24 protein-coding genes and 1 other RNA gene are annotated in these 25,879 nt (G+C 57.9%); 9 read left to right on the top strand and 16 right to left on the bottom strand.

What is annotated here, in order from left to right:
- Positions 1 to 4: 4 nt before the first annotated feature.
- Both G364_RS0113010 and G364_RS0113005 read right to left on the bottom strand, forming a co-directional pair.
- Positions 5 to 397: a phage holin family protein gene (locus tag G364_RS0113010; protein ID WP_019935585.1), complete on the bottom strand. Its 393-nt coding sequence runs from the start codon at positions 395 to 397 to the stop codon at positions 5 to 7.
- 4 nt (positions 398 to 401) lie between these two features.
- Positions 402 to 716 carry an ElaB/YgaM/YqjD family protein gene (locus tag G364_RS0113005; RefSeq protein ID WP_019935584.1) on the bottom strand — a complete coding sequence of 105 codons (315 nt, stop codon included), beginning with the start codon at positions 714 to 716 and terminating at the stop codon, positions 402 to 404.
- A 182-nt stretch (positions 717 to 898) separates the two neighbouring features.
- Here G364_RS0113005 and G364_RS0113000 point away from each other — a divergent pair, with 182 nt between their 5' ends.
- Positions 899 to 1,471: a YceI family protein gene (locus tag G364_RS0113000; protein WP_019935583.1), complete on the top strand. Its 573-nt coding sequence runs from the start codon at positions 899 to 901 to the stop codon at positions 1,469 to 1,471.
- Between the two features lie 53 nt (positions 1,472 to 1,524).
- Here the strand turns inward: G364_RS0113000 and G364_RS0112995 are convergent, their stop codons facing one another.
- From G364_RS0112995 to G364_RS0112965, 7 genes are all read right to left on the bottom strand, one after another.
- A complete protein-coding gene (locus G364_RS0112995) occupies positions 1,525 to 1,929 on the bottom strand; it encodes a host attachment protein (protein WP_019935582.1) in 405 nt (134 codons plus the stop codon).
- A gap of 129 nt (positions 1,930 to 2,058) precedes the next feature.
- Positions 2,059 to 4,941, bottom strand: coding sequence for an aminomethyl-transferring glycine dehydrogenase (gene gcvP / locus G364_RS0112990; RefSeq protein ID WP_019935581.1), 2,883 nt, complete (start codon positions 4,939 to 4,941; stop codon positions 2,059 to 2,061).
- A gap of 134 nt (positions 4,942 to 5,075) precedes the next feature.
- A complete protein-coding gene (gene gcvH / locus G364_RS0112985) occupies positions 5,076 to 5,465 on the bottom strand; it encodes a glycine cleavage system protein GcvH (RefSeq protein WP_019935580.1) in 390 nt (129 codons plus the stop codon).
- Between the two features lie 20 nt (positions 5,466 to 5,485).
- Entirely contained in the window at positions 5,486 to 6,589 is a 1,104-nt protein-coding gene (gcvT, locus tag G364_RS0112980) for a glycine cleavage system aminomethyltransferase GcvT (protein ID WP_019935579.1), read from the bottom strand.
- Between the two features lie 331 nt (positions 6,590 to 6,920).
- Positions 6,921 to 8,135 carry an FAD-dependent monooxygenase gene (locus G364_RS0112975; RefSeq protein WP_019935578.1) on the bottom strand — a complete coding sequence of 405 codons (1,215 nt, stop codon included), beginning with the start codon at positions 8,133 to 8,135 and terminating at the stop codon, positions 6,921 to 6,923.
- A 3-nt stretch (positions 8,136 to 8,138) separates the two neighbouring features.
- On the bottom strand, positions 8,139 to 9,329 hold the full coding sequence (ubiH, locus tag G364_RS0112970; protein ID WP_019935577.1) for a 2-octaprenyl-6-methoxyphenyl hydroxylase: 1,191 nt from the start codon (positions 9,327 to 9,329) through the stop codon (positions 8,139 to 8,141).
- 21 nt (positions 9,330 to 9,350) lie between these two features.
- Positions 9,351 to 9,917: a UPF0149 family protein gene (locus G364_RS0112965; RefSeq protein ID WP_019935576.1), complete on the bottom strand. Its 567-nt coding sequence runs from the start codon at positions 9,915 to 9,917 to the stop codon at positions 9,351 to 9,353.
- A 144-nt stretch (positions 9,918 to 10,061) separates the two neighbouring features.
- Between G364_RS0112965 and G364_RS0112960 the strand changes: the two genes are divergently transcribed.
- The 5 genes from G364_RS0112960 (at position 10,062) to rpiA (ending at position 12,169) form a co-directional block, all read left to right on the top strand.
- On the top strand, positions 10,062 to 10,361 hold the full coding sequence (locus G364_RS0112960; RefSeq protein WP_019935575.1) for a cell division protein ZapA: 300 nt from the start codon (positions 10,062 to 10,064) through the stop codon (positions 10,359 to 10,361).
- Between the two features lie 15 nt (positions 10,362 to 10,376).
- A non-coding RNA gene (gene ssrS / locus G364_RS17080) (6S RNA) lies at positions 10,377 to 10,558 on the top strand.
- 57 nt (positions 10,559 to 10,615) lie between these two features.
- The gene (locus G364_RS0112955) at positions 10,616 to 10,846 is read left to right on the top strand and encodes a VF530 family protein (RefSeq protein WP_026344905.1); all 231 of its coding nucleotides are present in this window, start codon (positions 10,616 to 10,618) and stop codon (positions 10,844 to 10,846) included.
- A gap of 17 nt (positions 10,847 to 10,863) precedes the next feature.
- Positions 10,864 to 11,442, top strand: coding sequence for a 5-formyltetrahydrofolate cyclo-ligase (locus G364_RS0112950; protein WP_019935573.1), 579 nt, complete (start codon positions 10,864 to 10,866; stop codon positions 11,440 to 11,442).
- Between the two features lie 67 nt (positions 11,443 to 11,509).
- Positions 11,510 to 12,169, top strand: a complete 660-nt coding sequence (gene rpiA / locus G364_RS0112945) for a ribose-5-phosphate isomerase RpiA (protein ID WP_026344903.1) — start codon at positions 11,510 to 11,512, stop codon at positions 12,167 to 12,169.
- Positions 12,170 to 12,171: 2 nt separating this feature from the next.
- Here the strand turns inward: rpiA and modC are convergent, their stop codons facing one another.
- From modC to modA, 3 genes are read right to left on the bottom strand one after another with little or no spacing between them, the layout of a single operon-like run.
- Positions 12,172 to 13,233 (bottom strand): molybdenum ABC transporter ATP-binding protein, encoded by a 1,062-nt coding sequence (gene modC / locus G364_RS0112940; RefSeq protein WP_019935571.1) that lies wholly within the window; start codon positions 13,231 to 13,233, stop codon positions 12,172 to 12,174.
- Positions 13,230 to 13,910, bottom strand: coding sequence for a molybdate ABC transporter permease subunit (gene modB / locus G364_RS0112935; protein ID WP_019935570.1), 681 nt, complete (start codon positions 13,908 to 13,910; stop codon positions 13,230 to 13,232). Before modB ends, modC begins: the two co-directional genes overlap by 4 nt.
- A 1-nt stretch (position 13,911) precedes the next feature.
- Entirely contained in the window at positions 13,912 to 14,667 is a 756-nt protein-coding gene (gene modA, locus G364_RS0112930; RefSeq protein ID WP_019935569.1) for a molybdate ABC transporter substrate-binding protein, read from the bottom strand.
- Positions 14,668 to 14,793: 126 nt separating this feature from the next.
- Here modA and G364_RS0112925 point away from each other — a divergent pair, with 126 nt between their 5' ends.
- On the top strand, positions 14,794 to 15,567 hold the full coding sequence (locus tag G364_RS0112925) for a TOBE domain-containing protein (protein WP_019935568.1): 774 nt from the start codon (positions 14,794 to 14,796) through the stop codon (positions 15,565 to 15,567).
- A gap of 76 nt (positions 15,568 to 15,643) precedes the next feature.
- On the opposite strand, the gene acnA is transcribed toward G364_RS0112925, so the two are convergent.
- The gene (gene acnA, locus G364_RS0112920) at positions 15,644 to 18,337 is read right to left on the bottom strand and encodes an aconitate hydratase AcnA (RefSeq protein ID WP_019935567.1); all 2,694 of its coding nucleotides are present in this window, start codon (positions 18,335 to 18,337) and stop codon (positions 15,644 to 15,646) included.
- Between the two features lie 284 nt (positions 18,338 to 18,621).
- Here acnA and rimK point away from each other — a divergent pair, with 284 nt between their 5' ends.
- Together rimK and G364_RS0112910 are read left to right on the top strand one after the other, a co-directional pair.
- Positions 18,622 to 19,524: a 30S ribosomal protein S6--L-glutamate ligase gene (rimK, locus tag G364_RS0112915; RefSeq protein ID WP_019935566.1), complete on the top strand. Its 903-nt coding sequence runs from the start codon at positions 18,622 to 18,624 to the stop codon at positions 19,522 to 19,524.
- The gene (locus G364_RS0112910) at positions 19,524 to 20,543 is read left to right on the top strand and encodes a succinylglutamate desuccinylase/aspartoacylase family protein (protein ID WP_019935565.1); all 1,020 of its coding nucleotides are present in this window, start codon (positions 19,524 to 19,526) and stop codon (positions 20,541 to 20,543) included. Before rimK ends, G364_RS0112910 begins: the two co-directional genes overlap by 1 nt.
- A 552-nt stretch (positions 20,544 to 21,095) precedes the next feature.
- Here G364_RS0112910 and thrC read toward each other — a convergent pair.
- From thrC to thrA, 3 genes are read right to left on the bottom strand one after another with little or no spacing between them, the layout of a single operon-like run.
- A complete protein-coding gene (thrC, locus tag G364_RS0112900) occupies positions 21,096 to 22,370 on the bottom strand; it encodes a threonine synthase (protein ID WP_019935564.1) in 1,275 nt (424 codons plus the stop codon).
- Positions 22,367 to 23,323 (bottom strand): homoserine kinase, encoded by a 957-nt coding sequence (gene thrB / locus G364_RS0112895; RefSeq protein WP_019935563.1) that lies wholly within the window; start codon positions 23,321 to 23,323, stop codon positions 22,367 to 22,369. Before thrB ends, thrC begins: the two co-directional genes overlap by 4 nt.
- Complete coding sequence (thrA, locus tag G364_RS0112890) at positions 23,324 to 25,780, bottom strand: bifunctional aspartate kinase/homoserine dehydrogenase I (protein ID WP_019935562.1); 2,457 nt, start codon at positions 25,778 to 25,780, stop codon at positions 23,324 to 23,326. It abuts the gene before it with no gap.
- Positions 25,781 to 25,879: the final 99 nt, after the last annotated feature.

The raw sequence follows: 25,879 nt of genomic DNA, 5'->3' as shown, positions 1-25,879 counted from the left end.
CTCCTCAGCCTTTGTTGGACCAGTCGTCCATATCGCGCCGGCCACGCAGATAGGCCACGTCTTCCTGCACATCTTTCAGGGTCTGCTCCAGAAAGCGGCGTTGTCCGGCCAGGTTGCGTACCATGGCCACACACGCCACTGCCATTAACACCAGCAAGACCACCCCCAGCCCGAAGAACACCCATATTCTGGCCGCCGGCGACAGCACTTCATTCAGGCCAAACAACAGGCTGATAAAGGCCATAAAGAACAGCGCCACCATGGCCAGCGCCAGCACACCCAGGCGCACCATACGTTCTTTCTGGGCAATGAATTCAATGCGCGCCAGCCTGAAGCGCACAAACAAGAGTTCAATAATAGTATCGAGCACGTCTCTCAGGGGTGGTTTGCCGCTCATGGAATTAACGGCCCCGGCACAGCAGGGCACCCAGCAGCAGACCCACTACCGCCGCCACCCCCATGGCATGATAAGGTTTGCTGTGCACCAGATCATTGGTCTGGCTGGCAGCCTGGCGAGTACGCTCAATCACCGAGTCTTCCATCTCGGCGTATTGCTGCTGAGCCTTGTCGAGCTGGGATTTCAGTTTTTCTTTTAACGCCTTGCCTTCTTTAGTGCCGTCATCAGCAGCAGCATGATAAAGGGCCTCTGCGTCTTTCAGCAGTTGTTTTACATCCTTCATCAGGGCTGCGCGTTCTGCTTCATATTTAGCGGCCATAGTGCCTCCTTGTTTCATTTAATAAGAATAAAACTCAACACTTGCTTTACTACCTTATTCCCTTGCATGGTCATTGGCCAGTGATCCTATGCATTAAATAAACAGTTGCGAACGGAACTGTCGTATTTATCACGCAGACTGCTGCTCTATACTCGTTTTATTCATGAATAAAGGAGAACGCCATGATAAAGAAACTGTTACTCACCTCACTCTGCGTTGCCAGCACCTCGGCGCTGGCCGACTGGCAGCTGAACAACGAGCTCAGCCGGGTCAGCTTTGTCACGATTAAAAATGAAAGTGTGGGTGAGCCCAACCATTTTCAGCGAGTATCCGGCAATCTGACCGACGATGGCCAGTTTACGCTGAGCATAGATCTGGCCAGTGTGGAAACCGGTATTCCCATTCGTAATGAACGTTTGGGTGAGTTTTTGTTTGAAACCGGAACCTATCCCGAGCTGAGGTTAAGCGCCGACTTGTCTGAACACCTGGATACCATTAACAGCAGCAACGACAGCCTGGTTGAAACCAGCGCCACCCTCAGCCTGCACGGCCAGGACAAAGTCATGCCGGTTACTGTATTGGTCAGTCGCAAAAGCAATGGCGATTTGCTGGTATCCAGCTGGGATCCGGTCATAGTGCATCAGCAGGACTTTGCCCTGACAGCAGGCATCGACAAACTGCAGGAATTGGCGGGGCTGCCTTCCATTACCCGCGCCGTGCCGGTGAACTTTGTGCTGAGTCTGAACAAGCAATAGTAAAAAGCCGCAGTGATAAACTGCGGCTGCTGGTTTTCATTGACTCAGCGGGCTTATTTGCCATTTTTAAAGGCTGCCAGCACCTCGCTGTGAGATGCGCCACTGAGGTTTTTATCCAGATCCTTTTGCAGTGCCTTGCGCAGCCTGTCATCCATGGCCTCACGCAGCAGGCCAAGAAACTGGGGCGGGGCCGCCATATAAAAACCGCCAATTTCATTATGATCCAGGGCATGACGCACTCTTGCCATGATATCGCGGGCAAAGCGCTGATTTTCAGTGTGGCCGGGCTCGGTTCTCTCGGGCATGGCTGAAACATCCGTTGTCAGATCACTGGCCTTCAGCCTTGCTTCCGGGTGAGCAAGATCCAGCACTTCCTCTCCTGTGTTTTCTACCCAGTCCTGCTTGTATACAACCGCCTTGGCGGCATCGGCAACCACAATCCAGTCTGGCAATGGCATAGCAAACCTCCTTTGATGGTGAAAGGCCAAACAAGTTGGTGAATAGTCTAAGTATTGTCGATTTCTGACAATTTGCATGGGGCTGAATGGCACCACAAAAAAGCCCCGCTTTTCAGCAGGGCTTTTACGTTACTCGCCGTAGGCTTCGGTGGGCAGGCAGCTGCAGAACAGGTTGCGGTCACCGTAAACATCGTCGATGCGGTTGACGGTAGGCCAGAACTTGCTGCGGCGTACCTCGCTCGACGGGAACACCGCCAGCTCGCGGCTGTAGGCGCGGTTCCACTCGGCATCCATGATGTCGTCCTGAGTGTGGGGCGCATGCACCAGCGGGTTGTCCTCCAGGGTCCACTCGCCACTTTCTACCTTGCGCATTTCGGCACGAATTTGCTTCATGGCGTGAATAAAGCGGTCGATCTCGGCCTTGGACTCGGACTCTGTGGGTTCAATCATCAGGGTACCCGCTACCGGAAAGCTCATGGTCGGCGCATGGAAGCCAAAGTCATTCAGACGCTTGGCCACGTCCATTTCGCTGATGCCGCTGGACTCTTTCAGCGGGCGAATATCCACAATGCACTCATGGGCTACCCGGTCGTTACGGCCGGTGTAGAGAATGGGATAATCCTCTGCCAGGCTGCGCATCAGGTAGTTGGCATTCAGAATGGCCAGCTGGGTGGAACGCTTGAGGCCTTCGTCGCCCAGCATGGCAATGTACATCCAGCTGATCGGCAGAATGCTGGCTGAGCCGAACGGAGCGGCCGACACGGCGCCGTTGTTACGGCTTTCCTTGTCGGTTTTCACCACACTGTGGCCGGCCACAAAAGGTGCCAGGTGCGCTTTTACGCCAATGGGCCCCATGCCCGGACCGCCGCCGCCATGAGGAATGGCAAAGGTCTTGTGCAAGTTAAGGTGCGACACGTCGGAGCCGATAAAGCCCGGTGAGGTAATGCCCACCTGAGCGTTCATGTTGGCACCGTCCATATAAACCTGACCGCCAACGCTGTGCACGATTTCGCATACTTCGCGAATATTCTCTTCATACACGCCATGGGTGGACGGATAAGTCACCATGATGCAGGACAGGTTCTCACCCGCTTCCTCGGCCTTGGCCTTGAGATCGGCCATGTCGATGTTGCCCTGCTTGTCGCAGGCCACTACCACCACCTTCATGTTGGCCATCTGGGCCGAGGCCGGGTTGGTGCCGTGAGCGGAGCTTGGGATCAGACAGATGTCGCGATGACCGTCGCCGCGGGACTCATGGTACTTTTTAATGGCCAGCAGACCGGCGTATTCCCCCTGCGCACCGGAATTGGGCTGCATGCACACGGCGTCGTAACCGGTGACCTTGACCAGCCAGTTTTCCAGCTCGCCAATCATGGCCTGATAGCCCTGAGTCTGATCCAGCGGCGCAAAGGGGTGAATTTGTGCAAACTCGGGCCAGCTCACCGGCATCATTTCAGCGGTGGCGTTCAGCTTCATGGTGCAGGAGCCCAGCGAAATCATGCCGTAGTTCAGGGCCAGATCCTTCATCTCCAGCTTGTGGATGTAGCGCAGCATCTCGGTTTCCGAGTGGTAGCTGTTGAACACCTCGTGGCTGAGGATGGCGCTGTCGCGCACCAGCCCGGCGGGAATGGAATCGGTGCCGGCGGCAGCCTTGGCATCCAGCGCGTCCACGGTCAGGCCATGGCCGTCACCGAGGAAGATGTCGAACAGCTCGGCCACGTCACCCCGGGTGGTGGTTTCGGACAAGGATACCCCAAGGGCACCGGCCAGATCGGTGCGCAGGTTGGCACCTTTGGCCAGGGCGCGGGCGATAATGGCGTCCTTGTCGGCGGTCTCAATGGTGAGGGTGTCGAACCAGGTGTCGTGCTTGAGTGCCACACCCTTGCTCTTGAGGCCCAGGGCCAGAATGTCGGTCAGGCGGTGAACCCGGTCGGCAATGCGCTTCAGGCCTTCCGGGCCGTGATACACGGCGTAGAAGCTGGACATGTTGGCCAGCAGCACCTGGGCGGTACAGATGTTGGAGTTGGCTTTTTCACGGCGAATGTGTTGCTCGCGGGTCTGCATGGCCATGCGCAGGGCCGGCTTGCCACGGGTGTCTTTGGACACACCAATAATGCGGCCCGGCAGGGAGCGTTTATGCTCATCGCGGGTAGCAAAGAAAGCAGCGTGGGGGCCACCGTAGCCCATGGGCACACCAAAGCGCTGGGCGTTGCCCAGTACCACGTCGGCGCCCAGCTCGCCCGGGGCCTTGAGCAACACCAGAGAAAGAATATCGGCGGCCACACAGGCAATGCCCTTGCCACTTTGAACCTGAGCAATCAAATCCTTGAGATCACGAATTTGACCGGTGGTGGACGGATACTGGAACAGAGCACCAAAGACGTCGTGCTCCACCACTGCTTCGGCGGGAGCCACCTTGATATCAAAGCCGTAGTGCTCGGCGCGCTCACGCACCACGTCGATGGTCTGGGGGTGCACGTCGTCGGCAATAAAGAAAATATTGGCTTTTTTGTTCTTGCTGACGCGGCGGGCCAGGGCCATGGCCTCGGCAGCAGCGGTAGCCTCATCCAGCAGCGAGGCGCTGGCCAGGGGCAGACCGGTCAGATCCTGGGTCATTTGCTGAAAGTTGAGCAGGGCTTCTAGACGACCCTGAGCGATCTCCGGCTGATACGGGGTATAGGCGGTATACCAGCCCGGGTTTTCCAGCACATTACGCTGAATCACCAGGGGCACATGGGTATCGTGATAGCCCATGCCGATATAGCTCTTGCACACCTTGTTCTGGCTGGCCAGCGACTTCAGGTAGCGAAGGGCTTCCTGCTCAGTGCGCGGAGCGCCAATGCCAAGGGGCTGGTCATTAAGAATGCTCGCCGGTACCGTCTGTTTAATCAGGTCGTCCAGGCTCTCGGCCCCGACTGCTGCCAGCATGGCAGCCACTTCCTGCTCGGAAGGTCCGATATGACGGCCGGTAAAGGCGTTATTCTGCTCAAGTTCAAACAAAGACTGGGTCATTTTTCTTACTTCCTTCTTCGGGGCTGGCCCGAGGGTGAACAGACGACCGGCAAATGGGGGGTACTGGCCGGCTAAAGTCTGGCGGTGAAATGGCACGTCAACGGCAATGCCCCCCGCAGGGGGCACAGATGAACTTAGTCTTCGTCGATGCTGTTTTCATAGCCTTCGGCATCAAGCAACTCATCCAGTTCGGATTCATCGGTCAGCTTGATGCGGAACAGCCAGCCATCACCGTAAGGGTCTGAGTTCACCAGCTCGGGGCTGTCTTCCAGATCGTCGTTTACCGCAATGATTTCACCACTGACCGGGGCATAGATGTCTGAAGCGGCCTTGACCGACTCGGCCACACAGCACTCTTCATTGGCATCTACGGTGCGACCGGTTTCGGGCAGCTCAACAAACACCATATCACCCAACAGATCCTGCGCATGTTCGGTAATACCGATCACCGCTTCACCGTTTTCTTCAATCCGGACCCATTCGTGAGTACGGGCATATTTCAGTTCACTGGGGATATTGCTCATTTTGTTGTTCCTCTTGGTTCTTAAAACTCGGCGACCGCTTTGCCGAAACGTACAAAAGTCGGTTTTACCACGGACACCGGCATCCATTTTTTGCGCAGTTCCACTTCGGCATTGTCGCCAATGGAGCGCGGCACCCGCGCCAGGGCAATGCTGAAGCCCAGTGTAGGTGAGAAGGTACCGGATGTGATCACTCCCTGCTGCTCATTGCCATCGGCATCGGTAAAACGTACCGGGGTACCGGCGCGAAGCACACCTTTCGCCTTCATCACCAGTCCTACCTGCTTGGGCTGATCGCCCGCTTCACGCTGGGCTTCAAGGGCGGCACGGCCGATAAAGTCACGATTTGCCGGCTCCCAGGCAATGGTCCAGGCCATGTTGGCGGCCAGCGGCGAGGTGTCTTCATCCATGTCCTGGCTATAGAGGTTCATGCCCGCTTCCAGGCGCAGGGTGTCACGGGCACCCAGGCCGCAAGGGCGCACACCGGCGTCTTTCAGGGCATTCCACAGGGCGGCCGCCTGCTCGGCTGGCACCACAATTTCATAGCCGTCTTCACCGGTGTAGCCGGTGGTGGCAATAAACAAATCGCCTGACTGCACGCCAAAAAAGGGCTTCATGCCTTCCACGGCAGCGTTTTGCTCTGGAGTAAATACGGCAGCGGCTTTGGCCTTGGCGTTGGGGCCCTGTACCGCGATCATGGCCAGCTCGGGGCGTTCGGTGAGGGTCACATCAAACCCTGCGGATTGTTTGGCCATCCACGCCAGATCTTTTTCGCGGGTAGCAGAGTTGACGATCATGCGGTAATCGTCTTCGGCAAAATAATAGGTGATGAGATCGTCAATCACACCGCCCTGCTCGTTCAGCATGCCGCTGTAGATGGCCTTGCCCGGCTGAGTGACACGGGCAATGTCGTTGGCCAGCAGGCGCTGCAGAAAGGCCTTGGCCCCGGCACCCTTCACATCAACAATGGTCATGTGCGACACATCGAACATGCCGGCGTCCTGACGCACGGCGTGATGCTCCTCCAGCTGGGAGCCATAGTTGATGGGCATATGCCAACCGTGAAAATCCACCATTTTGGCACCGGCTTCCAGGTGCTGCGGATGCAAAACTGTTTGCTGAGTCATGACGCTTCCTTAATATTGCGAGCCCGGCCAGCGAGCGATAATCCGGTAGTGCCGTTCGATTATACTCATGCGGTGTTGGGATAACACAGCGCAGCTGTTAAAAAAAACTAATCCGTAAACCTTTCAGTGCAAAATGTGAGCTGTACCACGACAGCTTTTTCAACGTAAAGAAAGCAACAAACACTGCAATTAAAACCAAAAATTAACAATAATTTAAACAATGCTGCGATAATATGCGCTCATTTCAGTACAAGCGAAAAAAAGAGGCTTTTCAGCCTCTTTCGCATCACTTAAAAAAACTAATCACAAAACCTGATCGCATTAGTTTTTCTCATTCATTTTCATGAAGGCGCGACAAGGCCGGCTGCAAGCCACCCACGCCCAGGGCATGAGCGGCCAGCCGGCGCTTGAGCGGAGTCAGCCGGTCAGTCAGCCCAAGTCCAAACGCACGCAGGCCTTTAACCGGCCCCAGCTCACTGCCAAACAGCCGCTTGAGCCCTTCCATGCCTGCCAGCATGGTGGTGGCTTCGGCCTTGCGCCAGCGTTCAAAACGACGCAGCCCCGCCAGCTCGCCAATATCCTGACCTTCGGCATGGCGGGTCATCAGGGTATCAGCCAGGGCGGCAGCATCCTGAAGGCCCAGGTTTACTCCCTGCCCTGCCAGCGGATGTATGGTATGAGCCGCATCGCCAATCAGTGCCCAGCGTTTACCACAGAACTGCTGGCTGTAGCGGGCCCTGAGCGGAACAGCCATGCGCGGCCCCAGCACCCGGCACAGGCCCATGCGCAGATCAAAGGCAGTGGCCAGTTGCTTGTTAAAGTCGTCGTCACTGAGTGCCAGCAGCTCCTGAGCCCGTTCCGGCGTACAGGACCAGACCAGTGAGCAGCGGTGCGCACCGGCCAGGGGCAAAAAGGCGATAATATTATTGCCGCTGAATATCTGACGGGCACACTGCTCATGGGGCTCATCGGTTTCGATGGTGGCCACCAGCGCATTGTGGTCGTAGTCCCATTCAACCATGCCCGGCTGCATCTGGCCGCGCAGCCAGGAGCGGGCACCATCGGCGCCCACCAGCAGCCGGCCGGTAATGGGAGTGCCGTTATCCAGCAGCACAAAAGCACCGCTGTCACTGGCCGACACGCTCGCCGCCCGGACCGGCATGTGCAGACTGATGTGCGGACATTGCCGCGCCTGCTCCAGCAGATGGTGCTGCAGCAGGCGGTTTTCCACGATATGACCCAAGTGGGACTGGTGCATCAGCCCGGCAGAAAAGCCTATGCGCCCACGGCTCTGGGCTTCCCATACTTCCATGCTGGTGTAGGGCCCCAGCCGGTTGCTGTGCGCAGGCCAGGCATTCAGCCGCTCCAGCAAAGTCTGAGAGGCCAGGTTGATGGCACTGACCCGGTTGTCGGCCACCTCATTAAAGGTATCGTCCGGTACCTTGCCTTCCACCACGGCCACTTTCAGGCCGCTGGGCTTCAGTGCCAGTGCCAGGGTCAGCCCCACCATGCCGCCGCCAATAATAATCACATCTGCTGCTTGCATTGCTTACCTCTTGCCCATGGCCCGCCAGGCCAGTTGACTCTTCAGCGGCGCGCAGGCCGCCATTACCGACAGCCCCAGATTTCGCCCGGCTGCCAGCGCCGGGTTATCATTGGAAAACAGCAGTGCCAGCGCCGTGGTCAGGCCAACAATGCCACTCTGATCCGGCTGCCGCGAGCGGCCATAACCACTGAGCACCTTGTGGCTGCCAATATCCTGTTCAGCCAGCAGCGCCGCCTGAATGTGCCGGGTGAGTGCTGCCACATCCCTGAGCCCCAGATTAAAGCCCTGGCCGGCAATAGGATGCAGCAAGTGTGCCGCATTACCCAGTAACACCACCCTGTGATGCCAGGGTTTACACACCTGGTCCAACACCAGCGGATAACGAAAGCGTTCACCACAGCGCTGCATTTTGCCCAGCCGGTAGCCGAATTCCCGCTGCAGTGCTGCCAGAAAGCCGGTATCGTCCATTGCCATTAATGTTTCTGCCCGCGCTGGCGTCACACACCACACCAGCGAGCTGCGGCCTTCACTCATGGGCAGCAGCGCCAGCGGCCCCTGAGGCGTAAAACGCTCAAAAGCCCGGCCGGCATGGGGTATGGCAGTGACAATATTGGTAATAATGGCGCTCTGGCCATAATCCAGCTGCTGACGGGGCAGCCCAAGCTGCCGGCTGACGGGAGAGCGGCTGCCATCGGCAGCCACCAGTAAAGCCGCCGTCAGTGTTGTGCCCGAGTCCAGCTTTACCATCACCTGATACAGTTGCTGCTCAATGTCTGCAATTTGATCGGGACAAAACAGCCGTATATTGTCGCACTCTGCCAGACGGCGATGTAGCTCCCGGCCGGCCAGATGAAGTTCTAGCACATTGCCCAGGGCCGGCACGCCATATTCGGCCGCGTTCATTTCAACCCGGCCAATATGCCCCTGATCGGAGACCTGAACCTGAGTAATGGGAGTAACAAGGGGTGCCAGTGCCGGCCAGATCCCCAGCCGGTCGAGCTGCTCACAGCTGTGCCAGGCCAGCGCTATGCTGCGGGCATCAAAGCCGGGATGCTGCCCATGGTCAGGCACCTGTGCCTCAACTATTGCAATATCGAGCCGGCGGCCATCGGGCCGGCGCAGCCCGGACAGGCTTAACGCCAGCACAGCACCGGCCATGCCGGCACCATTGATTACTACATCATAATGAGTCATGGGTGTGCCATATTGAACAAATCAGTGCAGTGTGGGTTGCTCAGGCTTGGGGCTGCCTTTGCCAAACTCTTCAAAGGCCAGCGTAGCGCCCAGCTTGAGGTGCTCATACAGAACCACAAAAGCCGCCTCGCTTTCTTCATCTTCCTGTTCAAATTCGCCGGATACCTGAGTAATGCTGCTGATATCCTGGATCATTTCCTGCAGTTCGGCAGAAGCCTTGTTCAGCTCCTGCTGCACCACGCCAAAACCGGCCAGAAAGGCACCGGCCCATTCCATCATGGCATCAAGGCGATCATCCAGCGGCTCTTCATCGTCGGGCAGCAGCAGTTCAAAGCGGGTTTGATCAAGCAGATCATCATAAACCCGGTTAAACAGCAGGTTAACGGCTTTTTTCAGCTCGGCGGGCAGGCCGAAGCCGTCATTGAGCAGGTCGTTGAAATGCTGTTGCCAGCGCACATCGTCCCGTGCCATGCCTCCCCCGATAAGGCCGCAAATGACGCCATGCACTTCGGCGGCGGTCACCACCATATTGTGCTGCTCCAGCAGAGTGGTAAAGGCATCATAATTAAGGCGGGCGCTATTGTTCATTGTTTACTCGACCATAAGTACTAGAATTAATGCAGATCCTAGCACCGTCACCGGATGCAGACCAGCAACCCCTTGAAAGTTCTGGTGTGCCACTATATATTCGCGGGACATTATTTTGCTCATTGCAAGCCACCTGAGGACCACATGACCACAGCGGCAATCGACATCGTTATTCTCGGGCGCCCTTATAAGGTGGCCTGTCCTGCCGGGCAGGAAGATTCACTGCACCGGGCAGCTGATATGCTCAACGAGCGTATTCGCAAATTCCGTGAAAGCGGCAAGCCGGCATCCAATGAACAAATTGCCATTATGCTGGCACTGAATGTCTGCCACGAGCTTGAGCTTGAAAAAGACAAAAACCACCAATATGCTGACGCCATGGACAAACGCATCAAGATGCTTCAGCATACTATTGAAGAGGCACTGGCCAGTAAGGTTGGCTGAGGTCCGTACAATTTGTTTTCCCTGGGGTGTGCGTCAGTGAGTGGTGTCCCTGAGCCGATATCAACAGCACAGGAACGCCGTGTTATTCGCTATTGAGCATGCTCGGCCCGACCGAGACGCCTGCGGCGGATACCGGAGTTCCGCCTTGAACCGACGGGTTCAAGGACTAACACTCGCAACGGCACCCTGGGACCCTATTTAAAAAGACCGGCTTGCCGGTCTTTTTGTTTATGTTTATCAACAGGGCCGCGGCCATGAACCAACAACCCAACAACCCCCTGCACGGCATTACCCTTGAACGCCTGCTGACAGAGCTGGTAGAAAAATACGGCTGGGACGAGCTGGCCCGCCGGGTCAATATCAACTGTTTTAAAAACGATCCCAGCATCAAGTCGAGCCTGAAATTTTTGCGCCGCACGCCCTGGGCCCGCACTCAGGTGGAAACCCTGTATCTTCATCTTAAAAACAGCCCCTGGAACCGTTGATATATTGGAGTGAGCCAGTGACTGAACGCCACCATATTCGCCAGCAGATTCGGGAAGCCCGCCGCCGGCTGAGCCGCACCGAACAACAAGCTGCTGCTCATGCCATCAAAGACAGAGTTGCCGCCACGCCACACCTGGCACAGGCCGGCAAGGTGGCGCTGTATCTGGCCAATGACGGTGAGCTCGACCCTCATCCTTTAATCAACTGGTACTGGTCTCAGGGCGCTCAGGTGTACCTGCCGGTGCTGCATCACTTCAGCCCCGGGCATCTGATGTTTTTGCGTTACGATCCGGACGCTCAGCTGATCGCCAATCGCTTTGGCATTCCCGAGCCCCGCCTCGATATTCGCCTGCTGTTGCCCAAGCAGCAGCTTGATGTGATTTACACCCCCCTGGTGGCCTTTGACGCTGCCGGCAACCGCATTGGCATGGGCGGCGGTTTTTATGACCGCACCCTGGCCGGCTGGCATCAGGGCACAGGCCCGCGCCCGGTGGGCCTGGCCCACGACTGCCAGCAGTTGCCCGCCATTCCTGTCGACCACTGGGACGTGCCCCTGCCCGAGCTGCTGACTCCAGGCCGGCACTGGCGCTGGTAAAAGCCCCATGCAAGCGGGGCCGGCTTTGCTATAATGCGCGCCACTTATGCAGGAGAACAGCACAGCCATGACACAAGACGAAATGAAAAAAGCCGCCGGCTGGGCGGCACTCGAGTTCGTAACCCCGGGCAGCATTGTTGGTGTGGGCACCGGCTCTACCGTAAATCACTTTATCGATGCCCTCGGCTCCATCAAGGATCAAATCAAGGGTGCCGTTTCCAGCTCAGAGGCTTCCACCCTGCGCCTGAAAGATCTGGGCATTCCGGTATTTGATCTCAACGACATCAGCGAGCTCGACGTCTATGTGGATGGTGCCGATGAAATCGACGGCTCCATGGCCATGATCAAGGGCGGCGGTGCGGCCCTGACCCGGGAAAAAATTGTGGCCGCTGTGGCCGGCAAGTTCGTATGCATTGTGGACGGCACCAAAACCGTGGACGTGCTGGGAACATTCCCCCTGCCGGTGGAAGTGATCCCCATGGCCCGGGAATATGTGGCCCGGGAACTCGCCCGCCTCGGGGGCACCCCGGTTTACCGGCAAGGCGTAGTAACCGATAACGGCAACCATATTCTGGATGTGCATGGTCTGCGCATTACCGCGCCCCGTGAACTCGAAACCCGCATCAATGGCATTGTGGGTGTGGTCACCAACGGCCTGTTTGCAGAGCGCGGTGCCGATGTGCTGCTGATCGGCACCGCCGACGGCGTAGTGCGCAAGAGCGCTTAAGATCAGTTCACCAGCGCCACGGCTTTTATCAGGGCATAACATCTCATGCCCTGATGCAGGCCCAGCTGATTTGCCGACCAGGCAGATACCTCGGCCAGCAGCCGCTGGCCGCCGTTCAGCTCACAGTCGGCCAGTACCCTGCCCTCTTGCACACTGTGCAGTGCCCGCAAAGTCACCGGCAACTGGTTCAGCACAGAAATACCTGCTACCGGCACCAGCGCCAGGCTCACATCCGACGCCAGCACCCTGACTCTGGCCCCCTTGCCGCCGGGCTTGCGTGCATGCACCAGCCACAGGGTCTGATCGTTGAACACAAAAGGCGTACGGCCATCGGCCAGCTCGTCGTTCAGATGGCCGTCAATCATGCTGGCCGCGCCCTGCTCCACAAACAGCGGTGAATCGGGCCGTGCCATGGCCTGCTGCAATGACTCCATGCGGGTGGTGCGTCCGTCCTGCATAAAAATCACCCTGTCAGCCAGTCGCTCCACCTCTTCCGGCGCATGAGTGACATAAAATACCGGCACACCGGCGCGCTCTGCCAGACCTTCAATCCAGGGCAGTATCTCCCGCTTGGCCTGCGTATCCAGCGCCGACAGCGGCTCATCGAGCAGCAGCAAGCGCGGTGCCGTCAGCAAAGCCCGGCCAATGGCCACCCGCTGACGCTGACCGCCAGAAAGCGAGGCGGCACTCTGGTCAAGCAAGTGCTCCAGTCCCAGCCAGCCCACCACTTCATCAAAGTCCGGTCGCGGCTGTCCCTTGGGTAAACGCCGCCAGCCATAAGCCAGATTGTTGCGCACCGACAGATGGGCAAACAGGCTGGCCTCCTGAAACACATAGCCAAAACGACGCTGATGCACCGGCACCGACCGCCTGCCTTGCTGTATGCACTGCTCCCCCAGCCACAGCTCGCCCTCGGCTTTTTCCAGCCCGGCAAGGCAGCGCAGCAGCGTGGTTTTGCCGCAGCCAGAAGGGCCAAACAGCGCAGTCACGCCAGTGGCCGGCTGTGCAAAGGCGGCATCCAGGCGAAACCCTGGCCGCATAAGCTGAAACTGCGCCTTGATCATGGGTGTACCACCGAAAAGCGACGATTAAGCATATATACCGCCATCAGAATACTGAATGACAGCACCAGCAGCAGCCCCGACAGCAAATGCGCCTGGCTGTATTGCAGCATTTCAACGTGATCATAAATGGCGATGGAGATCACCTGAGTGGCACCGGGAATATTGCCCCCCAACATCAGCACCACGCCAAATTCCCCCAATGTGTGGGCAAAACCCAGCACAATGGCGGTAAGAAACCCACGGCGGGCCAGCGGCATGGCCACGGTCACAAACCGATTGAGCGGCGAAGCACCCAGGGTGGCGGCCACTTCCAGCGGTCGCCGCCCCAACGACTCAAAAGCCCCCTGCAGCGGCTGCACCACAAAGGGCAGTGAATAAAACGCCGAGCCAATCACCAGGCCGGTAAAGGTAAAGGCCAGACTGCTGCCCCCCATGGCTTTGGACAAACCGCCAATCACTCCATGGGGGCCGAGTGACAATAACAGATAAAACCCCAGCACGGTGGGCGGCAATACCAGCGGCAGTGCCACCACCGCCTCAATGGCGGTTTTCAGCCGGCTTTGGGTCTGGCTCAGCCACCAGGCCAGCGGCGTGCCCAGCGCCAGCAACACCAGCACAGTGACGCCTGCCAGCCGCAGCGTCAGAGTCAACGCTGCCATATCCTGAGGGGCCAGCATCTCAGTTGGCCGCTTCGGTGCCGTAGCCGTAGGCGTGGATCACCTTGAGGCCTTGTTCGGAACGCACAAACTCCAGCAGCTCGGTGGCCGCGGCAGAGTCGGTCAGCTGTACCGCCTGCTGTACTATGGGTGAATACAGCTCTGCCGGCACTTCCCACCAGGAGCCGTCGGCATATTCGTCCTGGCTGAATACCTGAGACTTGGCCACAAAGCCCAGATCGGCATTGCGGCTGTAGACATACTGGTAGGTCTGACCGATGTTTTCGCCCCGTACCATTTTTTTGCTGAAGTCTTGCCACAGCCCCATACCGGTGAGCACTTGCTGCGCGGCGCGTCCATAAGGGGCGGTCACCGGGTTGGCCACCGCCAGAAACCTGAAATCACCGTTTTTCAGCACCGTCAGATCATTATCGATCAGCTTGTCATCGGGGCTCCACAGCACCAGGGTGCCCATGGCATAGGTAAAGCGCGAGCCGGGCACAATGGCGTTCTCCTGCTCCAGCAGCTCGGGACGCTTGTCGTCGGCGGCAAAAAACACATCAAAGGGCGCTTCGTTCTGGATCTGGGCATACAGCTTGCCGGTAGAGCCGGACGAGATCAACACCTTGTGACCGGACGTTTGCTCAAACTGCTCTCCCAGGGTGGTAATGGCATCGAGAAAGTTGGCGGCCACCGCTACCTTGATTTCATCGGCCAGAGCCGGCATGGACGCGCCCAGGGTGCACATCAGCACAGATGCGGTACGAAGCGTTGACATAAGGTTTGGTCCTTCAGGGTTATGTAATTTGTTATACAGCGATATAAATGTATCGCTATATAATCAAAAATACAACGGTATTGGAGTATCATGGCCACTCGTCAGCCGAACAACACGAGGAGCACCGTGGAACTGGATATATTGCTGAGCCTGCAACAGCAGGGCCGCCTGTTTATTACTCCAAGACGAGTACGCCTGCTGGAAGAAATTCAGCGGGAAGGCTCTATCAGCAAAGGGGCCAAAGCGGCTGGCATCAGCTATAAAACCGCCTGGGATGCGGTTAAAGAGATGAACGAGCTGGCAGATCAGCCTCTGGTAACCAGTGGGGCCGGCGGCAAGGGCGGCGGTGGTGCCCGGTTAACCGATTATGGCAACCGTGTTCTGAAAATCTACGGACTGCTGAACCGCATTGAACGCATGGCGGTGGATGCCCTGCAGGATGAAAATGCGTCTCTCGACAGCCTGCTGGCGGTGGTGTCCCGCTTTGGCCTGCAAACCAGTGCCCGCAACCAGTTTTTTGCTTATGTGCAGTCGGTGGGACGAGACGACCTCAGCCATCAAGTGAGCCTGACGCTGAATGGCGGTGCACATATTCTGGCCGATATTACCGAGCGCAGTTGCCAGCGTCTGGGGCTGGCGCCGGGCAAGGAGGTGCTGGCGCTGATCAAGGCGCCCTGGGTCAGCATTGAAAGGGATCCGGTGCACAGCAGTAACAGCCTGTCGGGTGTAGTGCAGCAGGTGATTGCCGGTGACCGGTTTAATGAAGTAATACTCACTCTGGATCAGGGCGGCGACATCTGCGCCCTGCGCCCTGTTGACGAGCCATTGCCTGCTGAAGGCGAGCACGCCACCGCTTGCTTCAGTCCGGATCAGGTTATTCTGGCCACGCTGGAAAACTGAACTAACTTGATGTAGGCCCGGCTTCAGCCGGGCAAATCAGCAAACACGCGACACTATTGCCCCAATAAATTGGGGCCTACAGCATATTGCGGATCACATAGTGCAGTATGCCGCCGTGGCGATAGTAGGTCATTTCGTCCTGCGTATCGATACGGCACAGCGCCTCTATTTCCCGCTCCTTGCCATCGGCACCGGTAATGGCCACCGTCAGTGTACAACCGGGCTCAAGCTGGCTCAGGCCACGAATGGACAATTGCTCTTCGCCGGTCAGGCCCAGGCTTTCAGCATGGTCGTTGCCGGTAAACTCCAGCGGCAATACCCCCATACCGATCAGGTTGGAGCGGTGAATCCGCTCATAAGAGCGGGCAATGACCGCCCGTACCCCCAGCAGCCGGGTGCCCTTGGCGGCCCAGTCCCGGCTGGAGCCGGTACCGTACTCCTTGCCGGCCACCACCACCAAGGGCACGCCTTCGTCCTGATAACGCATGGCGGCATCATAAATGGACAGCTGCTCACCACTGGGATAATGCCGGGTTTCGCCGCCTTCCACACCGTCCAGCATCAGGTTGCGAATACGGATATTGGCAAAGGTGCCCCGCATCATCACCTCATGGTTGCCCCGCCGGGAGCCGTAGGAGTTGAAGTCCTTGCGCGCTATGCCCAGTGACTGCAGGTACTGGCCCGCCGGGCTGTCGGCCTTGATGCTGCCCGCCGGCGAAATGTGATCCGTGGTCACCGAGTCCCCCAGCAGTGCCAGCACCCGGGCCGACTCAATATCGGTGACCGCTTCGGGCTCGGCCTGCATCTCGCTGAAGAACGGCGGATGACGAATGTAGGAAGAGTCCTGCTGCCAGTCAAAGGTGGCACTGCCGGTTACCTTAATGGCCTGCCAGCGTTCGTCGCCGTCAAACACGGCGGCATACTCCTTGCTGAACATCTCGGTTTTCACCTTGGCCACCGCCTCGGCCACTTGCTGTTGTGACGGCCAGATGTCTTTCAGGTAAACCGGCTTGCCGTTTTTGTCTTGCCCGAGCGGGTCTTTGGTCAGATCCACCTTCATGTTGCCCGCAAGCGCATAAGCCACTACCAGAGGCGGTGACGCCAGCCAGTTGGTTTTCACCAGCGGATGAATGCGGCCCTCAAAGTTGCGGTTGCCCGACAGCACAGATGCCACTGTGATATCGTCCTGACGAATGGCCGCTTCAATGGGCTCGGGCAGCGGCCCCGAGTTGCCGATACAGGTGGTGCAGCCATAACCCACCAGATGAAAGCCCAGCTGCTCCAGCGCCGGCATCATGCCGGCGGCCTTGAGATAGTCGGTAACCACCTTTGAGCCCGGTGCCAGTGAGCTTTTCACCCAGGGGGCCCGGGTGAGGCCTTTTGCTACCGCCGCTTTGGCCATCAGGCCGGCGGCCATCAGCACACTGGGGTTGGAGGTGTTGGTACAGGAAGTAATGGCGGCAATCACCACAGCGCCGTCGCGCAGGTGATGGGTGTTGCCGTTCAGGGTAAAGGCGGTGCCCTGCTGTGCCTGCTCATAGCCTACGGCGGTCTGGCCGCCCTCACCTTCCAGCCGGCTTTCGGCCTGCTGGCTGACGGTCTGCTCATGGGCCAGAGTAAAGGCGTCCGGCACTTGCTCCAGGGCCACTCTGTCCTGAGGCCGCTTGGGACCGGCCAGACAGGCTTCCACCTTGCCCATGTCGAGTTCAAGGGTGTCGGTAAAGACCGGCTCATCACCCGGGTTGCGCCACAGGCCCTGCGCCTTGGTGTACGCCTCAACCAGTTCGATATGGTCTTCGTCCCTGCCGGTCAGGCGCAGATAGCGCAGGGTTTCTTCATCCACCGGGAAAAAGCCGCAGGTGGCACCGTATTCCGGGGCCATATTGGCAATGGTGGCTCTGTCTGCCAGCGGCAGGCTGGCCAGACCGTCACCGTAAAATTCCACAAACTTGCCTACCACGCCGTGGTTACGCAGCATTTCGGTGACGGTTAATACCAGATCCGTGGCAGTAATGCCTTCCCGCAGGGCACCGGTGAGTTTAAAGCCCACCACCTCGGGAATGCGCATGGACACCGGCTGACCCAGCATGGCAGCTTCAGCTTCAATGCCGCCCACTCCCCAGCCCAGCACGCCAAGGGCGTTGATCATGGTGGTGTGGGAGTCGGTACCCACCAGCGTATCCGGACAGGCCAGGGTACCGTCGTCTGTTTTTTGCTGCCATACCGTCTGGCCCAGATATTCCAGGTTAACCTGATGACAGATGCCGGTGCCGGGGGGCACCACTCTGAAATTATCAAAGGTTTGCTGGCCCCAGCGCAAAAAGGCGTAACGTTCGCCGTTACGAGCCATTTCCATGTCTACGTTGGCGGCAAAGGCCTCAGGAGTCGCAAACTCGTCCACCATCACCGAATGATCTATTACCAGATCTACCGCCGACTGAGGATTTACCTTTTCTACCTTTCCTCCCAGCCGCTTCACCGCTTCGCGCATGGCCGCCAGATCCACCACCGCCGGCACGCCGGTAAAGTCCTGCATCAGCACCCGCACCGGACGAAAGGCGATTTCATGCTCGCAGCGGCCCTGTTTCAGCCAGTCCTCCATGGCCTGCAGATCGCCGGCCAGGCTGTCACCGCCATAACGCAGCAGGTTTTCGGTCAGTACCTTAAGGGACTTGGGTAACTGAGACAGTGAGGGAGTAATGGAAAAATAATGAAACTGCTGTTTTCCGGCCTGCAATGACTGCTTGCTTTTGTTCGCATCGGAACTCATGGCTCCTCCTCATTATTTTGCTCGCGGCGTACCGCTTTATGAATATTTTTTGGGAATATCAAACAATTAGGACTAGAGTATGGTTCATGGTGGCAGGGCCGGCAATCTGCTCTGCGACAATGACTGACCGCTGAAATTGCTCTTGTGCCTGGTGCCGGGCAAAGCAAACAAATTTTTTGTGTCTGAACTGCGGATTTTCTTGCTGGAATGCAAGGCTGCATTGGCGTAGATAGTGAGCCGAATTTCGCCGTCAGGCACATCACGTCAAGAGAACCGCGCTACCCATGAAAATTGCCATTCTGTCCCGTAATCCGTCTTTATATTCCACTCGCCGACTGCGTGAGGCCGCCGAGGCCCGCGGCCACGAGGTCACTGTGATCGACGTGTTGCGCTGTTATATGAACATTAACGATAACAAGCCATCCATTCATTATAAAGGGCAGGATCTGGATCAGTTTGACGCCATCATTCCCCGTATTGGTGCCTCTGTGACCTTTTATGGCACCGCCGTGCTGCGCCAGTTTGAAATGATGGGCTGCTATTCGCTCAATCATTCGGCCGCCATCAGCCGCTCCCGGGACAAGCTGCGTTCACTGCAGGTGCTGTCGGGCCATGGCGTAGGCATGCCAATCACCGGCTTTGCCTGCAAACCCGATGATGTGCCCGACCTTATCAAGATGGTGGGCGGTGCCCCTCTGGTCATTAAACTGCTGGAAGGCACTCAGGGTATTGGTGTGGTGCTGGCAGAAACCCGCAAGGCGGCAGAAAGCGTGCTGGAAGCTTTTATGGGCCTCAAGGCCAATATCATGGTGCAGGAATTTATTGAAGAAGCCGGAGGTGCCGATATTCGCTGCTTTGTGCTGGGCGACAAAGTCATTGCAGCCATGAAGCGTCAGGCTCAGGAAGGTGAATTTCGCTCAAACCTGCACAGAGGCGGGGAAGCCCGGCTGGTGCGTATTACGCCCGAAGAACGCAAAACTGCGGTAGCATCGGCCAAGGCCATGGGACTGCAAGTGGCCGGAGTAGACTTGTTGCGATCCAGCCGTGGCCCTCTGGTGATGGAAGTAAACTCTTCTCCCGGTCTGGAAGGCATTGAAAAGGCAACCGGGAAAGATGTGGCCGAGCTGATTGTAGAGCATATTGAGAAAAATCTGCACCGCAAAACCCGCAGCCGGGAGCGAGGCTGATGAGCCATCACTTTGAACTGGCGGGTCAGTCAGTGCCGGCAGGCCAGCGCCGGACCATGCAGCTGGCGCTGGCCCAGCTTTATACCCAGTCGCCACTGACAGTACCGGTGGAAGTAGTGAACGGCAAGCAGCCGGGGCCGGTGTTGTTGCTGTGTGCCGCCATTCACGGTGATGAACTGAACGGTATTGAAGTAGTCAATCAGGTGCTGGCGAAAATCAATCCGGCCCGGCTGAAAGGCACTCTGGTGGCCGTGCCTGTGGTCAACGTATTTGGTTTTATTCACAAATCACGCTATCTGCCGGATCGGCGCGATCTGAATCGCTGTTTTCCCGGCTCGGAAAAAGGCTCGCTGGGGGCCCGGGTGGCGCACTTTTTTGTCAATGAAATTGTCAGCAAATGCAGTCATATTATCGACTTGCACACGGGGGCCATTCACAGGGCCAATCTGCCCCAGATACGGGCTCAGCTCGACTGCCCGGTAACCCGGCAAATGGCAGAAAATTTTGGTGCACCCATTATTCTTGATGCCAGCATTCGCGATGGCTCACTCAGGGCAGTGGCAGAAGCTCAGGGGGTGCCGGTGATCCTCTATGAGGCCGGTGAGGCACTGCGCTTTGACCCTTTGCCCATCAAGGCGGGCGTGCGTGGCGTGATTCGCGTGATGCGTGGCCTGGGCATGCTGAAAAGCAGCACGGTCAAGTCTGCCAGCGAGGCCATTATTGCCCGTAGCAGTACCTGGATACGGGCCGAGCACGACGGCCTGCTGCACCTCAAGGTACGGCTGGGAGATCGTATTCGCAAGGGGGATATTCTGGGGACTATCAGCGCTCCTTTGGGAGCCGAGCAGTGTCTTATTGTGGCTCCGCGCAGCGGTATTGTGATTGGCAGCCTGACCATGCCGCTGGTGAATGAAGGCGATGCCATCTGCCATATTGCCCTGTTTGATGAGATCAAACAGGCGGAGCTGACGGTAGAGCGCTTTGTGGACGAGCTGGATATTCAGCCGCCGGCCATGTGAGCGTCATAGAAAAGGGGCAGCCAGTGGCTGCCCCTTTTGGTGTCGTCGGCTCCTTCCTGAACCTGAGTTGCTCCCTGCATTCCCTGACCTGACCGCTCCGGGTCTTCCCCTTTCCCGCTCCGTCGGGCTTGTCCCTGGCTCTTCCATGAATGGCTGCGCTCCTGCAACCAACCGCTTCGTCCTGAAGGTATCCCTTGGCGTTCCCTTGCCTGTCCCCTTGGTCTTCCCGGACCTTGTCCTTTGCCGTTCCTGGCTGCCGGCTTGCCTGCCAGCACTGTGTTCCTTCTGGAAATAACTATACCTTACCCTGTTCCGGGAGCAATGCAGGCCAGGCACGAACCTGACTGCTCAGATTTCAACCTTAAAATTAAAAGCATTAAAATTCATATACTTATAAAAAGATGCAGCTAAAACCATATATCAAAAGCGCCTTTTCCCAGACTGCTTTGAGAGATCGCTTACAAAGAATAAGGGGAATAGGGAATGGGGATTAGGGAATAGCAAAAAAATGCCGGGCTTGCCCGGCATTTTTACAGACTAAAGGTGTTGGCCTCAGCCCATCATTTTCGCTTTCAGCACGGCGAAATCGGCAGCAATGGTCTCGGACAGGGACTCCATGGCATTATGCTTGGCCAGTGGTCCCGGCAGTTCAACATCCTGCTCCAGAATACGGTCAACACTTTCCTTGAACTTGGCCGGATGGGCAGTACACAGAAAAATGCCCACTTCGTCCTTGCCCCGCTCCTTGTTAAGCAGATCCCAGGCGATGGCACCGTGGGGCTCGCACAGGTAACCCTGTGCAAACAGACGTTTGAGCGCATCTTCGGTCTGCTCGTCGTTGAGCATGCCGGAGGCGATATCAGACAGCTCCCAGCCCTTGACCCGGCACAGCTCTTCCACTCGCGGCCAGTTGTTGGGACGACTGACGTCCATGGCGTTGGACAAAGTAGCCACAGTGGCGTTGGGTGCCCAGTCCCCGCTTTGCAGATAGCGCGGCACCGTATCGTTGGCGTTGGTGGCGGCCACAAAGCGCTTCACCGGCAGGCCGATGGCCTTGGCGATGAGTCCGGCAGTCAGGTTACCGAAGTTGCCGGACGGCACGGAAATCACTGCCTTGTGACGTTGCTCGGCGGGCAGCTCGGCCACGGCTTCAAAGTAGTAGCACACCTGGGCCAGCAGCCGGCTGATGTTAATGGAGTTGGCGGAGTTCAGACCCACGGCGGCCTTCAGCTCTTCATCGTCAAAAGCCTGCTTCACCAGCGCCTGACAGGCGTCGAAGTCGCCCTGTACCGCAAAGGTGCGAATGTTGCCCCCAAGTGTAGTGAACAGCTTTTCCTGCAACGGGCTGATTTTGCCCTCGGGATACAGAATAACCACGTCGATATTGGGCAGACCATAGAAAGCATGAGCCACGGCGGCACCGGTGTCGCCGGAGGTGGCAGTCAGAATGGTGATCTTGCCGTCGCTGCGCAAAGTGGCCAGGCACTGGGCCATAAAACGGCCGCCGAAGTCCTTGAACGCCAGGGTCGGGCCGTGGAACAGCTCCAGGGCGTAGGTGTGATCGTCCACCTTCACCAGCGGTGCCGGGAAGGTAAAGGCCTGCTCCACCATGGCGGTCAGGGTGTCTTGTGGGATCTCGTCACCGATAAGATGCTGCAGAATGGCCACGGAGCGCGGCACCAATGGCTGCTCCAGCAAGGCATCCACATTGGCCAGCGGGCTTAACTGCTCCGGAAAGAACAGGCCCTGGCCGCGGCCCAGACCCTGTTTGACGGCCCCGGCAAAATTGATGGTTTCTGCATTATCCTTGATGTTGTACAACTTCATAGTCTGGTTCCTGTGACTCGTGCGCCTTCGGCGTCGAGTTTGCAAATGTGGCAAAAGCCATCCTGATTCTGAATAAAGTGGTCGGCCAGCCAGGCCTGCAGTTTCTCTGCCTGATGCAGATCCTTCATCACCGTAAACACGGTGGGACCACTGCCGGAAATGCCGGTGGCCAATGCGCCCATGGCGGCAGCATGCTCACGCACTGCATTAAAGCCCGGGATCAGCTGGGCGCGGTAGGGCTCGGCAATCACGTCTTTCAACATGGCGGCGGCCAGTTTTTCCTGGCCGGTGTGGCTGGCGTGCACAAAACCCGCCAGCCGGCGGCCGTATTCCAGGCAGTCCTGACGACGATACTGGGCCGGCAGAATTTCCCGGGCGGCAGAGGTAGACACGGCAATGCCCGGGTAGCACACCACCCAGTACCATTCCTCAAAGGACGGCAGGGTCTGGCTGACCACGCCGGCTTCGTCCAGCACCAGCTGCATGCCGCCCAGATGGCAGGGGGCCACGTTGTCGTAGTGGATGGAACCGGAAATCTGGCCTTCCAGCTCGCCCATCAGCAGCATCAGCTCATGCTCGCTCATGGCGTTGTCATAAAAGGCATTCAGCGCCACAAAGGCGGCAACAATGCTGGTGGCACTGGAGCCCAGCCCCGAGCCCACCGGCAGGTTCTTTTCCAGAGTCATGGTCAGCGGCTTGCGCGCCAGGCCCTTTTTGTCGAGGGCCTGTTCATAAGCCAGCCAGCAATCGTAAACGATGTTCTGGGTATGGTCTTCCGGCAGCTTTTGGGCATAGGGGCCGGCGTTGGTGAGCTGAAATTCGCCGCTGGCATTTTCCACCAGCACGCGGTCTCCCAGCAGGGAGCCGTCGAGGGGGGCCAGCGCAGCCCCCAGCACATCAAACCCAACACTGACGTTGGCGGTAGAGGCCGGCGCATAGGCTACAACACTCATTTAAATCTCCTGCTTCCAGTTATGGGTGCGCAACAGGTCGGCGAACACGCCGGCTGCGGTCACATCGGCACCGGCACCATAGCCCCGCAGCACCAGCGGAATGGGCTGGTAATACTGGGTGTAAAACGCCAGGGCATTTTCGCCGTCTTTCACCTTGAACAGGGGATCATCCCCGTCCACGGCCTTGATCACAACCTTGCATTTACCGTCCTCAATGGCACCCACATAGCGCAGTACTTTGCCCTCGCCCGCTTCGGCGGTTTTCTCGGCAAACCAGGCATCGGCTTGTGGCAGACGAGCCATAAAGGTCTCGATATCGCCGCTGGCATCAAAGCCCGGCGGCAGCGCCTGCTCCACCTCGATATCGTCGAGATCCAGCTCCATGCCCGCTTCCCGGGCCAGGATCAGCAGCTTGCGGGCCACGTCCATGCCGTTCAGGTCATCCCGTGGGTCCGGCTCGGTAAAGCCATTTTCCCGGGCAATACGAGTGGCTTCGGCAAAGCTCATGCCGTCGTCCAGTTTGCCAAAGATGTAAGACAGGGAGCCGGAGAGAATGCCGCCAAAGGCCTTGAGCTGATCACCGGCGCGGATCAGGTTCTGCAGGTTTTCAATCACCGGCAAACCCGCGCCCACGTTGGTTTCATACAGAAACTTGCGGCGGGTGGAGCGGGCCGAGCGGCGCAGCTCGCGGTAGTAGTCCAGGCTGGCGGTGTTGGCCTTTTTGTTCGGAGTAACCACATGGAAGCCGGCGGACAAAAAGTCGGCATACTGATCGGCAATAACGTCACTGGTGGTGCAGTCCACCAGTACCGGGTTGATCAGATGGCTGTCTTCCACCAGCCGGGTAACCCGCTCCAGACTGAAACTCTCCTGAGCCAGCTCCAGCTGATCACGCCAGTCATTCAGGCTGATGCCATTGCGATCCAGCAGCATCTTGCGGGAGTTGGCAATACCCACTACCCGAATGCCGATGTCCTGCGCTTCCAGCACCGGCTGCTGCCGGCGGATCTGCTCCAGCAAAGCGCCGCCCACGCCGCCACAGCCTACCAGGAATACATCAATAAACTGGCGGCTGGAGAAAAAGTTCTGGTGACAGGCCTTGATCGCTTCGGTGACCTTCTCTTTACCAATCACCGCCGAGATGGAACGCTCGCTGGAGCCCTGCGCAATGGCCACGATATTGATGGAAGCCTCGGCAAGGGAGTTAAAGAAGCGGGCCGACACGCCCCGCACGGTACGCATGCGATCCCCCACCAGAGAGATAATGGCCAGATCGTCGATGACATCCAGCGGCTCCAGCAGCTTGTTTTTGAACTCCAGCGCAAATTCGTTGGCAATGGCCTTTTGCACCTTTTGCTTGTCAAAGGTGTGAATACAGAAGCTGACACTGTATTCCGAGGAGCTCTGGGTGATCAGCACTATGCTGGCACCGGCGCGGGAAATACAGGAGAACAGCCGGCCGGCCATGCCCACCATGCCCTTCATGCCGGGGCCGGAGATGTTGATCATGGTCATGCCGGCCAGATCGGAAATACCTTTTACCTGCAGATCGTCGTCGCTGCATTCGGGGCCGATCAGCGAGCCTTCGCCCTGGGGATTGCCGGTGTTCTTGATAAGACAGGGAATATGAAACTGGGCGATGGGCGCTATGGTTTTCGGATGCAGTACCTTGGCACCGAAATAGGACAGCTCCATGGCTTCCTTGTAGGACAGCTGGCGCAGCAGCTTGGCATCGGGCACCAGGCGCGGATCGCAGTTGTACACGCCGTCCACATCGGTCCAGATTTCGCAGCACTCGGCGCCCACACAGGCAGCCAGGACAGCGGCAGAATAATCGGAGCCGTTACGGCCGAGAATAACGGTCTCGCCCTTTTCGTTACCGGCGGTAAAGCCCGGCATCAGGTAGACGCAGTCGCTGCGCAGGCCCTTGTCGATAAACCGCTGACGGGAGACTTCAATATTAACCTGCGCTTCCAGCACACTGCCTTCACCCAGCAGCATGTCCTGCGGCACTATCACTTCCACCTGCTCACCGCGGGTGCGCAACAGCTCGCTCATGGTGGCGATGGACAGGGCTTCGCCCCGGCTGAGAATGCGGGCCTGAATATTGTCGGGGCACTGTTGCAGCAGGCTGACACCCTGCAGTAGCCGGGTCAGCTGGTTCAGCTCCCGCTCTACGGTTATCTTGAGAGCAGCGTCATCCAGACCGGCGTACTTGCTCTTGAGTCCGTCGATAATGCCGTGAAAGATCTGCTCTATGTCTTTCAGTACCGGGGCCGCTTCCAGGCCGCGAATGGTCTGCTCCACCACGGCCACCAGATGATTGGTAACCTTGGCCGGGGCCGACAACACCAGTGCCACCTGGGACTGGCGCTGATTGTTGACCACGATATCGGCCACGGTATCGAACCGCTCGGCATTTGCCAGCGATGTACCGCCAAATTTCAGGACTCGCATTCATTACTCCCTGTGTAAAACTAAAAAAGCCCGTATCTGATGGGGACACGGGCTTTTCGATTCAAATTTTGTTTGTCGTCAGCGCATCAGCCCGCCCCG

The sequence above is a fragment of the Oceanimonas smirnovii ATCC BAA-899 genome, from assembly GCF_000381965.1.
GTDB classification, from domain to species: domain Bacteria; phylum Pseudomonadota; class Gammaproteobacteria; order Enterobacterales; family Aeromonadaceae; genus Oceanimonas; species Oceanimonas smirnovii.
The sequence above is the reverse complement of the archived record's forward strand: the minus strand, read 5'-3'. Positions and strand labels throughout refer to the sequence as shown.

Coding starts and splice junctions, on each gene's coding strand:
- G364_RS0113010 (WP_019935585.1), bottom strand. CDS start 397: ATGAGCGGCAAACCACCCCTGAGAGACGTGCTCGATACTATTATTGAA.
- G364_RS0113005 (WP_019935584.1), bottom strand. CDS start 716: ATGGCCGCTAAATATGAAGCAGAACGCGCAGCCCTGATGAAGGATGTA.
- G364_RS0113000 (WP_019935583.1), top strand. CDS start 899: ATGATAAAGAAACTGTTACTCACCTCACTCTGCGTTGCCAGCACCTCG.
- G364_RS0112995 (WP_019935582.1), bottom strand. CDS start 1,929: ATGCCATTGCCAGACTGGATTGTGGTTGCCGATGCCGCCAAGGCGGTT.
- gcvP (WP_019935581.1), bottom strand. CDS start 4,941: ATGACCCAGTCTTTGTTTGAACTTGAGCAGAATAACGCCTTTACCGGC.
- gcvH (WP_019935580.1), bottom strand. CDS start 5,465: ATGAGCAATATCCCCAGTGAACTGAAATATGCCCGTACTCACGAATGG.
- gcvT (WP_019935579.1), bottom strand. CDS start 6,589: ATGACTCAGCAAACAGTTTTGCATCCGCAGCACCTGGAAGCCGGTGCC.
- G364_RS0112975 (WP_019935578.1), bottom strand. CDS start 8,135: ATGCAAGCAGCAGATGTGATTATTATTGGCGGCGGCATGGTGGGGCTG.
- ubiH (WP_019935577.1), bottom strand. CDS start 9,329: ATGACTCATTATGATGTAGTAATCAATGGTGCCGGCATGGCCGGTGCT.
- G364_RS0112965 (WP_019935576.1), bottom strand. CDS start 9,917: ATGAACAATAGCGCCCGCCTTAATTATGATGCCTTTACCACTCTGCTG.
- G364_RS0112960 (WP_019935575.1), top strand. CDS start 10,062: ATGACCACAGCGGCAATCGACATCGTTATTCTCGGGCGCCCTTATAAG.
- G364_RS0112955 (WP_026344905.1), top strand. CDS start 10,616: ATGAACCAACAACCCAACAACCCCCTGCACGGCATTACCCTTGAACGC.
- rpiA (WP_026344903.1), top strand. CDS start 11,510: ATGACACAAGACGAAATGAAAAAAGCCGCCGGCTGGGCGGCACTCGAG.
- modC (WP_019935571.1), bottom strand. CDS start 13,233: ATGATCAAGGCGCAGTTTCAGCTTATGCGGCCAGGGTTTCGCCTGGAT.
- modB (WP_019935570.1), bottom strand. CDS start 13,910: ATGCTGGCCCCTCAGGATATGGCAGCGTTGACTCTGACGCTGCGGCTG.
- modA (WP_019935569.1), bottom strand. CDS start 14,667: ATGTCAACGCTTCGTACCGCATCTGTGCTGATGTGCACCCTGGGCGCG.
- acnA (WP_019935567.1), bottom strand. CDS start 18,337: ATGAGTTCCGATGCGAACAAAAGCAAGCAGTCATTGCAGGCCGGAAAA.
- rimK (WP_019935566.1), top strand. CDS start 18,622: ATGAAAATTGCCATTCTGTCCCGTAATCCGTCTTTATATTCCACTCGC.
- G364_RS0112910 (WP_019935565.1), top strand. CDS start 19,524: ATGAGCCATCACTTTGAACTGGCGGGTCAGTCAGTGCCGGCAGGCCAG.
- thrC (WP_019935564.1), bottom strand. CDS start 22,370: ATGAAGTTGTACAACATCAAGGATAATGCAGAAACCATCAATTTTGCC.
- thrB (WP_019935563.1), bottom strand. CDS start 23,323: ATGAGTGTTGTAGCCTATGCGCCGGCCTCTACCGCCAACGTCAGTGTT.
- thrA (WP_019935562.1), bottom strand. CDS start 25,780: ATGCGAGTCCTGAAATTTGGCGGTACATCGCTGGCAAATGCCGAGCGG.